We start from the raw sequence: 15,003 nt of genomic DNA, 5'->3' as shown, positions 1-15,003 counted from the left end.
ATTAATTTTTGTTCATTTGCAATTCGAGCATCTTGCTGAATAGGCCGCCTTTCGCCTTGAGCTCGGCAGGGGTGCCCGTTTCGGCGATGTGACCGTCTTGCAGCACCACGACCTTGTCGGCGTTTGCGATGGTACGCATGCGGTGCGCGATGATGATGACAGTCTTGCCCTTTACCAGCTGCGAAATGCCGCGCTGGATCTTGGATTCGTTTTCTACGTCGAGGCTTGCGGTCGCCTCGTCGAGCAAGATGATGGGCGCATCTTTCAACAGGGCGCGTGCAATCGAGATGCGCTGGCGTTCACCGCCCGAGAGCGTTTCGCCGTTTTCACCGATGACAGTGTCATAGCCTTGCGGCATCTTCTGCACGAATTCGTCGCATCCCGCGAGTTTTGCGACCTTCAGGATTTCTTCGTCGCTGGCATCGCGCTTGCCGATGCGGATATTGTCCTTGATGCTTGTGTTGAACAGCACCACGTCCTGGAAGACGATGGAGAAATTCTTGAGGAGCGTTTCAGGGTCAATCTTGCTGATGTCCTGCCCGCCGAGGGTCACCTTGCCACCTTGAATATCCCAGAAGCGTGCCGCGAGTTTTGCTGCAGTCGTCTTTCCGCTGCCGCTCGGGCCCACAAGTGCGGTGATTTCGCCCTGCTTTGCCGTGAACGAAACTTTTTTCAGGACTTGCTTGTTCTCGTTGTAATTGAAGTCGACATCCTTGAATTCGATATCGTAATTCTGGGGAACGAATGCCGTTACGCCTTCCTGAGGTTTCATCTGGTCCATTTCGCGGAATCGGCGCAGGCGCACATTCACAAAGAAGAGCTCGGCGAGATTGTTGAACACCAAGAAAACCGGATTGTAGACCGTTGCCGCGCATACGATGAACACCAGGTAGGTAAACACGTCGATTTCGCCCTTGGTCCAAAGCCTTGCGCCTGTAATCAGCACCGTGGCAAGACCCATCTTGAGAATGCCCTGCGCCGAATTCAGGAACATGCCAACCTTGATATCGGAATCCATCTGCGTTTTTTCGTATTTGATGCAGTCCTTGTCGAAATGGTCGAGGTAGGCGGCTTCGCCCGAGTAGGAACGGATTTCCTGCACGTTTTCGAGGCCTTCCTGGATGTCTTCCATGATTTCACGACGCGCATTGTAAGAACTCTGGAACCAGCGGTCCTGAATTTTCTTGGAAAGCGCAATGAGCAATGCTGCTGCGGGCACCACCCAGAAAAGCGCGATAGACATTTTCCAGTTGTAGCAGAACAGCATGATTCCGATTATGGTGACGCTCCCGATGGCGGCGAAAAGTTCCGGCACCGCATGCGAGAAAATCATTTCGAGTGCGTTGCAATCGTCCATGATGGTCGAAGTCAAGTCCGAAAGGTTCTTCTTGCCAAAGAACGAGAGCGGCAACTTGCGGAGTTTTTCGGCAATCGAGACGCGGCGGCGCATACTTTCGTCGTACACGCTGCTGTAAGTCGCACTGTACGAAAACCTGTAAATGACAAGCATCACGATAAACAGGACTGCAGCAATTCCCACATAGAACAAGGTTCCGTGCGGAGTTTTGCCTGCAAATTCACCAATGCCCATCTGCTCCATCAAAAAATAAAAGAGCATCATCATCGGGAACATAAGTGAAACAAAGTGCAGGAATGTCCAGACAACGCCACGGACAAACGTGCGGGAGCCTTCTTCCGAAAGAGCAAAAGTATTCTGAACCCACTTATACATTTTCGCCTCCTTCATTATCCTTGGAATTGTCGAGGGTCCATGTGACAGACTGTTGGTATTCGGCCCACATCTTGGCATAAATGCCGTTCTTTTCAAGTAATTCGTCGTGCGTTCCGCGTTCAGCGATTTCGCCATCTTCAACAACGATAATCTGGTCGGCGTTCACCACGCTTGTAAGCCTGTGGGCGATCATCAGAACGGTCTTGCCTGCGGCCAGTTTGTGCAAAGCTTCTTGAATCAAGCGTTCGTTTTCTGGGTCAGCAAAGGCGGTCGCCTCGTCTAGCACCACGATGGGAGCGTTCTTCAAGATAGCGCGCGCAAGCACCACTCGCTGCTGCTCGCCACCCGAAAGATAAGTTCCCTTGCTCCCGATAACGGTGTCGATACCGCCCGGCAGCTTGTCAATAATTTCGCGGCACTGCGCAAGATCAAGCGCCTTGTTTACCTGCTCGAGAGTTGCATCGGGCATGCCGTAGCGAACGTTGTCCAAAATGCTCATCTTGAAAAGGCGCGTGTTCTGGAACACGAACGAAACGTTCTTCATCAGTTCCTTCGGGTCAATCTGCTTTACGGGAACACCGCCAATAGTAATCTCGCCGCTATCGACATCGAAGAATCGCGGCAAAAGTTTTGCGATTGTACTCTTGCCGCCGCCCGAAGGCCCGACAAGCGCTACCGTATGGCCCGCCGGTACCGTGAGCGAAATGTCGCTCAATACCTGCTTGTCGGTATCGGGATAGGTGAAGTTCACGTTCTGGAATTCTACATCGAATTTTTGCATCGGCACCGGATTGTCGCATACTTCCAAATCCTTGGTGCGGGCGATATCGTTGATACGGTCAACCGCGATTCCCGCCTGGTTCGTGGCATTGCTCAGGTACATGCTGCGCATCACGCATTGCGAGAACAGCGGTGTTACCAACACGTAAATCATCATGTTCACGATGGTGAGTTTTACATCGCCGTTGTTACCGATAATGAGCGCTGCCGTCGGCACCAGGAACAGCACGAATCCGTTCACGAGAATCGTGTAGATGCAGTAAGGGACTTTCCAGTTGTCGGAATAGGCTGTGACCATCTTGTGGTAAGTCACGATGCTGTTGTAGAAACTCTTGAACGAAAAAATCGTCTGTTGGAAAACCTTGACTACGGGAATTCCGCGCACGTATTCCACCGCTTCGGAGTTCATCTCTTCGAGGGCCTGCATGTAGCGTTCCATGAACTTGGTTCCCCTGCGGCCAAGGGTGCCCAAAATGAACAAGGCGTAGGCGATAGGCACCAAAGAGGCAAGACCGAGTCGCCAATCGAAAACGAACATCATCACAAGCGCCACGATGGGAATCAGGATGGTGCCCGAAATATCGGGCATTTCGTGCGCGACGAAGGTGTGCGTAATTGCAGCATTGTCGTCGATAATCTTGCGGAGTTTGCCTGTCGGGTTCTTGTCGAAAAATCCAAGCGGAGCTGACATCAACTTTTTCATGGCGAATCGACGCAGGTCGCCTTCGAGCCTGAATGCAACCATGTGCGAGCAGGCGAGGGCCGCAAAGTAGAGCAATACGCTTGTGACCGAGGCGAGGACCGCTCCGATGGAGTAGTCAAAAATCTTGATGTTCGTCATGTCACCGCCAGAGATCACCTCGCGGACAATGAGCCACATCAGTAAAAACGGCACGAGCCCCGCGATGGCGCTCAATGCCGAGAGAATCAATGCAAGCGGGAACAGCGGTTTTCGCGATCCCATGTAAGCGTAGAGTTTAGAGAATGTCTTTTTCATAATTATGCGACGTTTGTCATCCTGTATTTTTTCCTGTATTCCTTTGGGGTCATGCCCATCACATCCTGGAAGGCGTGGGCGAACTTGCTCCCGTTATTGTAGCCGACTTCGCCTGCGATCTCAAGAATTCCACGGTCGCACTCGCGAAGTTGCTTGGCGGCCAGTTTCATGCGCTCGCGGCGAGCGTAAGTGAATACCGGCAAACCGAACACGTTCTTGAAGCAGAGTTTCATTGCGGTAGGCGGCATGTCAAACTTGTTGGAAAGTTCCTCGATGGTGAAATGACTGTCCATGTTTTCGCAGATAAAAGAACGGATGCAGTAGATTTTTTCAATTTGCATCGAAGATAAATTGCATTCGCGGCAAATGGATTCTCGCTGCGTGTCTAGGTTTTTCAGGGTGAGCAAAAGCTCCAAAATGGCGAGCCTGCCATATTCCGCCTGCAAATTCTTTGACTTGTTGTCAATCTTTTCGAAGGCGCTGGCGACTTCTTCCTTGGTGTGGACGATAAACGGTCGGCCCGGTCGGCACATTTTCTGTGCGAGCATCTTGATGTCAATCAGAAAACCTGCAAAATGTTCGCGGATGTACTTTATCGATTCTTCAAAGAACAAGATGCGGTCGCCGCAGTAATCGGCGGAACGCGTTAGCGCTCCCGAAGTCCACGCGTCGTAAACCAGCATTTCTCCTGCCTTCAGCTGATTGCAGGGGAGTGCTCCGCCGGCCCAGCTGATTTGCCCCTTTCGGCAAAATTCAAGAACCAGGAGCGGATCCCTTTCAAGCGTTGTATGGTAGCACCCGACTTTGTGCAACCATTCAATTCCGTTAATATTCAACATATTTCCCTCAAAAATCTCTTTAAACTGGCTTTGTTAGTCTAGTCTTAAAAAGTAAGCCAAATCTAATTAGTAAACAAAACTTCGTCAAGGCTAATTTTGTGACGGCAATAGAAAAATTTTATTGCAATAATGTCTGAATGGAGTGAAAAATGACTGAACGGAGTTAAAACAAAACGAAAAAGACGATTTCCCCCTTAAAAATCCAATCGGATTTTTCCACCTCCGTTTGGAGTAGAACGGCCCCAAAGACATTTCTAAAATGCTCCGCAAAATTAACAACCGCGGTTTTTCCGCACCATTTCAGGAGCTAATATGAAAAAAAGATTCTTGGCGGCGCTCATCGTGTCGCTCGGTATGCTGGTTGCTTGCGACGATTCCTCTTCGGCAAGCTCTGACAACGACAAGGAACTCTCTTCCTCTTCGACTGAAAAGTCCGGCGACAGCAAGGACAAATCTAGCAGCAGTAAGGGCAAGTCTAGCAGTAGCGAAGCTAAATCTAGCGATAGCAAGGACGTCTCTAGCAGTTCTAAGAAAGAAGAAAAGGGCGAATACAAGCGTGAATTCGCAACATCGATCGCTTCGGGCGAAACGATGTTCATTGGCACCATGTCTCTGGACCACACCGGTGATTTGGGCAAGGACTATATTGAAGTCGGCACCCGCGCAGGTGTCGTTTATTACGATGGATCTCTATTCATTGCAGACCTTGACATCGGTTCCATTGCCCGCTACAGCCTCGATGCCAACAACAAGATTGGTAAAAAGTCTGCTGAACTCACGCTCCCGGGCGTATGGGCGAACCACATTTACTTTGTGAACGAAGAAAAGGCCTATTTGGGCGGCATGCTTGATTCGCTCCTTATCATCAATCCGAAGACCATGGAAACCACCGGCGCAATAGACCTTTCTAAGTACAAGGGTGATGACGCTCTCGTGGTGAGCCCGGGTACTGGCGTGATTGTGGATGGTCGCCTCTACGTTGGCCTCTTGCAGAACGTGAGCGACTATGCTACCGGTAATACGGCTCAAGTCGCTATCATTGACGTTGAAAAGGATTCCGTGATTGCCGTGGCCGAAGATGACCGCGTTGCTGCTGTGGGCTCTCTTGACGACTCTCAGAATCAGGCGTTCATTGTTGCTGATGGCTACATTTACTGCTACAGTAACGCCTCCTGGGGCTATGCTCCCGGCCAGGTTGATGGCTTCCTGCGTATCAAGGTGGGTGAAACCAAGTTCGATAAGGATTATGCTTGGCTCGTAACCAAGGAAGTCGCTATCGATGATGTTACCAAGAAAGGTAACTTCAAGTACCTGAGCCCCACTACCTACGCGAATGGAACTAAGGTTTATGCATTCTTGAACGTGATGGTGGACCTGCAGCAGGTTTGGACTGATATGGATAGCTACCACAATAACACTTGCAAGCCGGTGGAAATCGATCTTGCCAAGAAGACCATGAAGGCTCTCCCGATTGGTTACTCTTCTAGCTGGGCTAGCTATGGTAAGTACATTGATGAAGACGGTACCGTGATTTTTGCTGTGTCTACCGAAGAAGACGGCAATGCCTACTTCCGTTATGACCCGAAGACGGAAAAGGCCGAAAAGATTGCTACGGTGGAACCGATTCCGATGTGGATTGTGCCACTCAAGTAAGAAAAAATCTCCATAAAACCTCAATATCCTCATAAACACAAACTTCCGTTCTTGCTTAAGCAAGGGCGGATTTTGCTTTATGAAAAGGAAAAAACTATTCGGGTTTTTAGCAGCCTATTTGGAGTAGAATTTTGAGCGAAAATTTGCTCAATTGCGCTGCGATGAAAAAGATGTTTATTTACAAGGCGGCCACGCTTGCCCTTATATTTGCTACGGTTGGTGCGGTTTCGGTCCGTGCTCAAGATGATGAAATTACCTCGATAGACGATTTTCTGGAAGAAACTGCTCCAGAAAATTCGGAGTCTGCCGATGTGTCGAATTCAGGTGCCCCTGCACAAGTAAGTGCGTCGGGGGTTACGCAGCTAGATGAACTATCGGTGGAATCTGAAATAGAAGCGGAACAGGCTAAACAGGCAAAAAAGGCCGAATCGGTTGCGACGATTGATGCTGCTGAAATGCAGAATACCAGCAAGACTGTTTCGAAGGCGGTCAATTCCGCTTCGGGCGTTAAGGTGCGCAAGTCCGGTGGCGTGGGCAGCGAAGGTAAAATCAACATTCGCGGCATGGAAGGCAAGAATATCAAGGTGCTCGTGAACGGTGTTCCTGTCGAAACACAGGGCAACTTGGGCCTTGACGATATTCCTATTGATCAAATTGCCGATATCGAAGTCTATAAGGGGTATGTTCCGGCACGTTTTGCAACGGATGGCGCAGGCGGTGCTATCAATATCATTACCAAGAAACGTCCTGCCAATTCGATTGACGCTTCTTACAGCCTTTCGAGTTTTAATACGCACAAGGCTTCTGTAACGGCGAGCCACTTGGTGGATAGTATTGTGGGTGGCGCAGGCTTGGAAGTGGGTGTGTCGGGGTATTTTAACCATTCCGACAACGATTACAAATTTACTTCGCCTTATATGAAAAGTTCTACGGGCAAAGACACGAGCATTGTTCGCGATCACGACCATTACACCTCTTACAATGTACAGGCTTTTGCAAACTTGATGAATGCTTGGTTTGACCAGGTTTCGCTGGGTGTAAGCTACGGTGCGTTTGAGAAGGAAATTCAGGGCGATGCAAACCGCATTGTGGAAGCGATGTCCGAAGGGTACAATTTTGGAGCGACATTCGGGCTTGACAAGAAGAATATCTTTGTGAAAGACTTGAATTTTGGAAACCATTTTTCGTTCGGATATGGCGAAAATAAAGTCATTGATACGAGCCGAGTGCATTGCCGCAACTGGTATGCTTGCGATACGGCAAAGAAAAATGTGGGCGAACTTTCGTCAATGGGACTCCCGAAACTGAGGACTGTTCAGGCTTATGACTTCAACAATTTGTTGAATTTGGATTATCAGTTCATTAAAAATCAGTTTGTTTACTGGAATACTCTTTTCAGGTATCATAAGGAAGATCCTGAAGATGATGTGGGCTCTGAAATGGTGGGATTCAATACGGCGGGTTTCCCGGGAAAGACAATTTCTGTGACGACGGGCCTTTCGCTTGAAGATAATTTCTTTGATTCTAGGTTGCAGAACTTACTTGGTTTCAAATTTCACTACTTGAAGGCTGAAATTTCTAACACATCGACGAGCTTGTTGCAGCAGGCTTCTGTAGAATCGAACGATTATACGGATTTCAGTTACGATGAAAGCTTGATGTTTAGGATTGTAAAGCCGCTTTCGGTCAAGGGCTCCTACCAGCATGCGGTGCGCTTGCCCACGCCTGACGAACTCTTTGGCGATGGAGTGCGCGTGAGTGCCGCGACAAACCTCAAGCCCGAAGAAGCGGACAATTTTAACGTGGGCCTGTCTCTTGATTTGCAAGAAATCCCGTTGTTTGCACGATTCCGATTTGACGGAGACGTGTTTTATTCCTATTACAAGAACCGCATCCATTATATGGGTACTTCACAAATGTCGGTGCCGTACTTTAACATGGACCCGATTCGCGGCTGGGGCTACGAAGGCGACGTAAAACTCGATGTGAATGAATGGGTGTTGCTCGGAACGAACTGGACTTTCCAGGATTTGCGCAATATCGATTATAATGCAAAGCAGGGAATTCTAGAAGATGCAATCATCCCGAACATTCCGCGGTTCTTTACGAATTATATGGCCGAATTCCACATGGGTGATATACTCAACAAGAACGATTTTGTCAAGTTCTGGTGGGCCGCAAATTACACCGATGAATACTATTACGGCTGGAAAGTCAGTTCTCGCCAAAGCAGAAAGATTGATGCATCGTTCACGCAGGATTTAGGTATTGAATATTCCGTGTGGGAAAACAAACTCGCTTGGAGCTTTGAAGTCGATAACTTTATGGACGAAACCGTTTACGATAAGTATGGAGAATCTAAACCGGGACGCACTTTCGCGACTAAGATTAGATACAGTTTTAGGTAGTTCTTTCTAACTAAGTTGTATCGCTACTAACTAAGTTGCAAGTTGTCAACTAAATTTCAAATTTGCAACATTGTTAGTCGCTTGGAAAGCTTATGGGACTAAGGCTCTAAGTCTGTTTATTAGTTTGTATGTAAGTTGCTTTTTGAAGTAAAAAGAGATAGATTTATAGTAACAAACAAATCCACTTGAAATGGAGATGCCCGCCTGTGCGGGCATGACAATGAAAGTGGAAAAACATTAACAAGGAGTAAGCTATGTCCGTATGGAAAAATGAAAAGTTCTGGTGTGTGGTGGCTGGTGTCGTTGGCCCGGCTATCATCAAGAAGATTCTCAAGGCTCCCAAAACCCGCGAATATGCCGTCAAGGGACTTGCCGAAGGCATGAAGATTACTGCCGACGCCAAGGCTACCTTCCAGGATATGAAGGACCAGGCTGCTGACATCTGCAACGACGCAAAGAAAGAAGCAGAAGCGAAGTAATCCATGAAATTCAAGATTGTTTACGATCAGCCGGGGCGAATCCGCTTTCGGGCGGGGGCCTACGCGTTTGAGAAAATGCATGAACCGCGCATCCACATGGCATGCGTGAGTGAACCTTATGTCCAGAAAGCGGTAGTCCATTCGGAAAACGGCGGTATTCTGCTGGAATACGAAGATGGCTATCGTGAACAGGTGATTGATTTCGTTCGAAATCTGAACATTGCAAATCTTCCGGAAATCGAACCCGATACCGAATATCAGCTGCAGGCTCTTGATTCTGATTTCAAGAATAAGCTCGCGTTCATGATTGCGCGGCGTTACTTGGCCAAGTTGTTTATTCCGGCTCCTATCCGCACGGTGCACCTGATTTACAGGGGCCTCAAGTTTGTGGCGAAGGGCCTGAATTGCCTTGGTGAAGGAAAGCTTTCTGTCGAGGTGTTAGATGGAGCCGCTATCGGAGCGAGCATCCTGCAGCGCAATTACGAATCGGCGGGAACCATTATGTTCTTGCTGAACGTAAGTAGCCTTTTGGAAGATTACACCAAGGCGCGTACACGCACCGCCCTTACTGCAAGCCTTGCCGTGAAGGTGGACAAGGTGTGGGTCGTTCGAGATGGCGTCGATGTTCAGGTACGCATGCAGGACGTTCAGGTGGGCAATCTTGTGCATGTACGTTCCGGCAGCATGATTCCGGTGGATGGAACCGTTGCCGAAGGCGATGCCTTTGTGAACGAAGCGACCATGACGGGCGAATCGCAGGCGGTTCATAAGACTGTTGGAAAATCCGTCTTTGCGGGCACCATCGTAGACGAAGGCTCGATTGTCGTGTCGGTGCGTGCCGTGAGTGGCAATACCAAGATCCAGAAAATCATCGAACTCATTGACCGCTCCGAAGACCTGAAGGCCTCTATCCAGAGCCGCGCCGAACGCCTTGCCGATGGTATCGTGCCGTTCAGCTTTATCGGATTCGGGCTCACACTCCTGTTTACGCGCAACATCACCAAGGCGGTCTCGATTCTGATGGTGGACTATTCTTGCGCCATCAAGCTTTCCACCCCGATTTCGGTGATTTCGGCGCTGCGCGAAGCGGCCGACCGCAACATGACCGTGAAGGGCGGCAAGTACCTGGAAGAATTCGCGCTTGCAGACACCATCGTTTTCGACAAGACGGGAACGCTCACCAAGGCGGAACCGAAACTCGAACGCGTGATTCCGTTCGGAAATCGCAGCGAAGAAGAAATTCTGCGCATTGCGGCCTGCATCGAGGAGCATTTTCCGCATAGCAAGGCACGCGCCATTGTGCGCGGTGCCGCCGAACGGGGAATCGACCACGAAGAAGAACACGCCGATGTCAAGTACATTGTGGCGCACGGGATTGCGACGACTCTCGATGGCGAACGCGCTGTTATCGGTAGCAAGCATTTTGTAGTCGAAGACGAAAAAATTGCAGTGGGCGAGGCGGAACAGAAAAAGATTGACAAACTCGCCGGAGCCGCTTCTGTGATTTACCTGGCCATTGGCGGAAACCTCGCGGGTGTGCTTTGCATTAGCGATCCTCCGCGAGACGAAGCAGCAGAAGCGATTCGCATGCTCCGTGAACGCGGAATCAAGCATGTAGCGATGATTACCGGCGATAGCCAGAAGGCTGCCGAACGCACGGCGCAACTTTTGGGCATTGACACCTTCTTTGCGCAGGTGTTGCCCGAAGACAAGCACCGCTATGTGGAAAAGATGAAGGCCGAAGGCCGCCGCGTGATTATGGTGGGCGATGGAATCAACGATGCTCCCGCCCTTGCCGCCGCGAACGTGTCGGTCGCCATGAGCGATGCCAGCGACATTGCCCGCGAAACCGCCGACGTGACCCTCCGCAGCGAAGACCTGCGCGACCTCGCCGAACTCCGCACATTGAGTACGCAGCTCATGGAACGCATCCAGGCGAACTACCGCTTTATCGTCGCCTTCAACACGTCGCTCCTGGCCGCAGGTTTCTTCGGCTTCTTGGCCCCCTCGACCTCGGCCCTGCTGCACAACCTCTCGACCATGGCGATTTGCGCCAAGAGCATGACGCCGTTGAAGCGGGTGTAGGGCCCCCTCCGCCTAAATAATTGGCTTAAATTAACAAAAATGCCCCTGCTCAGAGCTACTTGAGCGGGGGCACCTTTATTCCCAAAGAGACACAAAAGAGGGAATTGATTTTTTGATTCAACCTAACAAGCCTGAGTCCGAAAGCTATGGCGACATTCTGAATTAGACTTGTCTAACTAAAAGTTAGATAAATCTAACTACAAAAACAAGGGTAAAATGACGAAAATGATGTAAATTTTTCTTATAAAATTAGTCTTATCTAAATAAATACGAATTCGGTAATATTTTTAGCCTTGCCTAATTAGATTTATTAAACTATATTAGCCGCGTCTAAATAAGGCTGGTTGAAATGGACCATACAAAATTGACTCAAAGTTTAGAAGACTACTTAGAAATGGTGCACATGTTGCGCCTGGCGAACGGGCTTGCCCGCGTCAAAGACATTGCTGCCGCTCTCGCCGTGAAAATGCCGTCGGTGGCAAAGGCCATGGTTGAACTCAAGAAAATGGGCCTTGTAAGGCAGGAACCCTATAGCGGTGTGGAACTCACCGAAGAGGGAGAGCGCGTTGCTGCCATGATTTTGAACCGTCATATTCTTCTGAAGGGTTTCCTGATTAAGCTGGGCGTGTCCGAGGCGATTGCCGACAAGGACGCTTGCAGTATGGAACATATTCTTTCGGCAGAAACGCTCGGTAAGATTGAAGATTTTGTGAAACCGTCGAATGCGATTGCCTCGGCAAAAGTTTCTTCGGTGAAAAAACTAAGGGTTGTCAAAAACACAAAGTAAACAGGAATGCTCCGCTCAAGAGTTTTCCCGTTTTTATATGAGGATGATATGAGCTGTAATTGTGGTTGCGGCGGAAAGTCGCAAACGAAAAAGTGGAGTACCGAGCCCAAGTTCTCGGAACTCAAAAAGGGCGACAAGGTGGAAATCGTCGGCTATAACGAAGGCGATTCTCGCTACAAGTCCAAGCTTCTTTCGATGGGGCTTGTGCGTGGCGTCCAGATCGAAGTCTTGCAAGCTGCCCCGCTCGGCGATCCGATCGAAGTGGCCGTGCTTTCTTATAGACTCTCGCTCCGTAAAGAAGAAGCGAACGTGCTCAAGCTGAGGAGGGTATAATGGCTGCTAGAAAACTTTTGACGATTGCTATTGCCGGTAACCCGAACTGCGGTAAGACGGCTCTCTTTAACGCCCTTACGGGTGCCCGTCAGCATGTGGGTAACTGGCCCGGCGTGACTGTCGAAAAGAAAGAAGGTTATTTTGAACTGGGTGACCGCCAGATTCGCCTGGTGGACCTTCCGGGTACTTACGCTTTGTTCGCAAATGCCGAAGACGAACGCGCTGCTGTTGACTACTTGCTCAGCCGCGAAGCAAGCCTGATTATCAACATTGTTGATGCCACGAACCTCGAACGTAACCTGTTCCTCACGAGTCAGCTTGCCGATATGCATATCCCGATGGTGATTGCCGTCAATATGATGGATATCGCCGAAAATCGTGGAATCCAGCTGGACCTCGATGAACTTTCTGATGTTTACGGCGTGCCGTGCATTCCGCTTTCCGCTGTGAGCGAAAAGAGCGTCACTAACTTTATCAGCCAAATGGGCCATGTGCTGGCATCTCCGATGCCGCTCCCGAAACAGATGGTTTATGGTGACAAGATTGAAGAAACCGTTAAGGTCTTGGAACCGAAGGTGGCGACCGTCGCAAAGCTCTTGGATGCGGACGCTCGTTGGGTTTCGCTCATGTATTTGGGCAACCAGAATAGCTATGCCGACAAGTTTGCCGAAGCTGGCGTAAAGATTAACAAGGCCGACGTTACAAAGATTCTTGGCGAAGAACCGGAATTTGCGATGGCCGAAAACCGCTATTCCATTTCGCACAGTGTGGCGGGCAAGGCAATTGTCGCTGCACGCGAGAAGAAGACCTTCTCGGATAAGCTTGATGCTGTGCTTTTGAACCGCTGGGCGGCGCTCCCGATCTTCCTTGTCATCATGTATTTGGTGTTCTGGGTAGCAGTCACTATCGGTTCTGCATTCATTGATTTCTTTGATGTACTGTTTGGTGCAATTTTTGTGGACGGCCTCGGCTACGTGCTCACGGATGTTCTCCATGCGCCGAGTTTTGTGTCCGCTATTCTCGCCGACGGTATCGGTGCCGGTATCCAGACGGTTTCGACCTTCATTCCGGTCATCTTCTTCATGTTCCTGTGCCTTTCGTTCTTGGAAGACTCGGGTTACATGGCTCGTGCCGCTTTCGTTGCAGACCGCTTCATGAGATTCCTTGGCCTTCCGGGTCGCGCCTTCGTGCCGATGATGGTGGGCTTTGGTTGCGGCGTGCCTGGCATTATGGGCTCTCGCGTGCTGGAATCCAAGCGTGAACGTTTCCTCACCATCTTCTTGGTGCCGTTCATGAGCTGCGGCGCTCGCCTTCCTGTGTATGCGCTGTTCGCTGCTGCATTCTTTGGCAAGATGGCGGGCACGGTCGTGTTCCTGCTTTACCTCGCTGGCGTTCTCTTCGCTGTTGCTTACGGTCTCTTCTTGAAGAAGTCCCTGTTCCAGGGCCAGGCCAGCAACTTTGTGATGGAACTTCCGCCGTATCATTTGCCGAAGTTCAAGTCCTTGATGATTCACTGCTGGCAGCGCCTGCGCGACTACATCTGGCGCGCCGGTAAGGTGATTACGCTTGCCGTTGCAATCCTCGGCTTCCTCAACAGCTTCGGTATTGTCGAGAAGGCTGTGGACGAAAATGCTCCGGCCGATGAACCGGCAGGTTTTGAATTCACTGCCGGTAACGGTGACTCCGAAAACAGCTTGCTTTCTACCATCGGTAAGGCCATTACGCCGGTGTTCGAGCCGTTTGGTGTCGAGAAGGAAAACTGGCCGGCCTCTGTGTCTCTGTTTACGGGCCTGTTGGCTAAGGAAGCCGTTATCGGTACTATGAACTCGCTGTATTCCATGGCGGGTGAAAATGCGGAAGCTCCTGCTGAAGAGCAGAAGGCTGAAGAACCTGCTGCTGAACCTGCTGAAGTTGCCGCCGCTGATTCCGCTGCAACGGATAGCGCTGTTGTCGCTGACAGTGCCGCTGCTCCTGCAGAAGCTGCCGAAGCACCTGCTGAAGAAAAGGCTGAAGAAGAAAAGGTGCTTATCGCCGGTGTAGACGAATGCCCTGCCGAAGAAGAGGAAGAAGGTGGCGCTCCCGATATCAAGGGTGCCGTGCTCGAAGCTCTCGGCTCGATTCCGGCAAATCTCTCTGAAGTCTTCGGCTCGCTCACCGACATTCTCGGAACCGCCGGTGAATTGGAAGGCCAGGAAGCTGCCGAACTCAAGAAAGAAACTCTCGACAAGATTACTGATGCCAAGGTGCTGACCTGCGAAGAATTCGCTGCCATCGCTACCTTCGGCGAAGAAGAAGAGGATGAAAAGACCCGCGAAGCCGTGTTCGAAAAGCTCGCTGCTGCTGGCATCACGCTCAACGAAGACGAAATGGGTGCTCTCGAAGAAGGCGACCTTTCCGAAACCGCCGACATCTACGCTAACCTCCGCTCTTACTTCCACAACCCGGATAAGAACGGTAACCCGGTGGATGGCTTTAACTGGCAGGTGTTCGCATTCCTCATCTTTATCTTGCTCTATGTGCCTTGCCTTGCTGCAATGGGTGTCGTAGCCCGCGAAATCGGCCTCGGCCTTGCTATCCTAATGGCAACGGTTCAGACGATTCTTGCTTGGGCTGTGGCGGTTCTCCTCTATCAGGTGCCGGTTGGAGGCGATACCAAGTGGATCGTCGCTGCCATCGTGGCGCTGGTGGGTACGGGAATCTTCCTCAAGCTCTTCGGCATGAAGGCCAACAAGGAAAAGAGATTCGAAGACTAATCTTTTCGAATCAAGAACTATTAAGGGCTGGTAGGCCCAAAACCTGCCGGCCCTTAATTAAAAAGTTTGAATTAGATTAATCTAATTTTTGAAACTAAACTAAAACATCTTGGCACGCATTTTGCAACAATAGCACACAGAAGGCGATAGCCAAGCG

At 50.2% G+C, this 15,003-nt stretch carries 10 protein-coding genes; 7 read left to right on the top strand and 3 right to left on the bottom strand.

Going from position 1 to position 15,003, the window contains the following annotated elements; genetic code table 11:
* Position 1 precedes the first annotated feature (1 nt).
* The 3 genes from B7989_RS08565 to B7989_RS08555 are packed head-to-tail and all read right to left on the bottom strand — an operon-like array spanning position 2 to position 4,348.
* The gene (locus B7989_RS08565) at positions 2-1,732 is read right to left on the bottom strand and encodes an ABC transporter ATP-binding protein (RefSeq protein WP_088628106.1); all 1,731 of its coding nucleotides are present in this window, start codon (positions 1,730-1,732) and stop codon (positions 2-4) included.
* On the bottom strand, positions 1,725-3,476 hold the full coding sequence (locus B7989_RS08560) for an ABC transporter ATP-binding protein (RefSeq protein ID WP_233144328.1): 1,752 nt from the start codon (positions 3,474-3,476) through the stop codon (positions 1,725-1,727). The genes B7989_RS08565 and B7989_RS08560 overlap by 8 nt, the downstream gene beginning before the upstream one ends.
* Positions 3,477-3,511: 35 nt before the next feature.
* Positions 3,512-4,348, bottom strand: a complete 837-nt coding sequence (locus B7989_RS08555) for an AraC family transcriptional regulator (RefSeq protein ID WP_088628104.1) — start codon at positions 4,346-4,348, stop codon at positions 3,512-3,514.
* A gap of 312 nt (positions 4,349-4,660) precedes the next feature.
* On the opposite strand from B7989_RS08555, the gene B7989_RS08550 reads away from it, so the two are divergent.
* The 7 genes from B7989_RS08550 (at position 4,661) to feoB (ending at position 14,846) form a co-directional block, all read left to right on the top strand.
* Positions 4,661-6,001 (top strand): hypothetical protein, encoded by a 1,341-nt coding sequence (locus B7989_RS08550; RefSeq protein WP_088628103.1) that lies wholly within the window; start codon positions 4,661-4,663, stop codon positions 5,999-6,001.
* 161 nt (positions 6,002-6,162) lie between these two features.
* Complete coding sequence (locus tag B7989_RS08545; RefSeq protein WP_233144327.1) at positions 6,163-8,409, top strand: TonB-dependent receptor; 2,247 nt, start codon at positions 6,163-6,165, stop codon at positions 8,407-8,409.
* Between the two features lie 254 nt (positions 8,410-8,663).
* On the top strand, positions 8,664-8,888 hold the full coding sequence (locus B7989_RS08540; RefSeq protein ID WP_088628102.1) for a DUF1490 domain-containing protein: 225 nt from the start codon (positions 8,664-8,666) through the stop codon (positions 8,886-8,888).
* Between the two features lie 3 nt (positions 8,889-8,891).
* Entirely contained in the window at positions 8,892-10,973 is a 2,082-nt protein-coding gene (locus tag B7989_RS08535) for a heavy metal translocating P-type ATPase (protein ID WP_088628101.1), read from the top strand.
* A gap of 349 nt (positions 10,974-11,322) precedes the next feature.
* Positions 11,323-11,760, top strand: a complete 438-nt coding sequence (locus B7989_RS08530) for a metal-dependent transcriptional regulator (protein WP_088628100.1) — start codon at positions 11,323-11,325, stop codon at positions 11,758-11,760.
* Between the two features lie 48 nt (positions 11,761-11,808).
* Positions 11,809-12,093: a FeoA family protein gene (locus tag B7989_RS08525; protein ID WP_072799378.1), complete on the top strand. Its 285-nt coding sequence runs from the start codon at positions 11,809-11,811 to the stop codon at positions 12,091-12,093.
* Positions 12,093-14,846 carry a ferrous iron transport protein B gene (gene feoB / locus B7989_RS08520; protein WP_088628099.1) on the top strand — a complete coding sequence of 918 codons (2,754 nt, stop codon included), beginning with the start codon at positions 12,093-12,095 and terminating at the stop codon, positions 14,844-14,846. Before B7989_RS08525 ends, feoB begins: the two co-directional genes overlap by 1 nt.
* Positions 14,847-15,003 lie beyond the last annotated feature (157 nt).

The organism is Fibrobacter sp. UWB5, from assembly GCF_002210295.1.
In the GTDB taxonomy this organism is placed as follows: domain Bacteria; phylum Fibrobacterota; class Fibrobacteria; order Fibrobacterales; family Fibrobacteraceae; genus Fibrobacter.
This window is presented reverse-complemented; position numbering and strand designations above follow the sequence as displayed.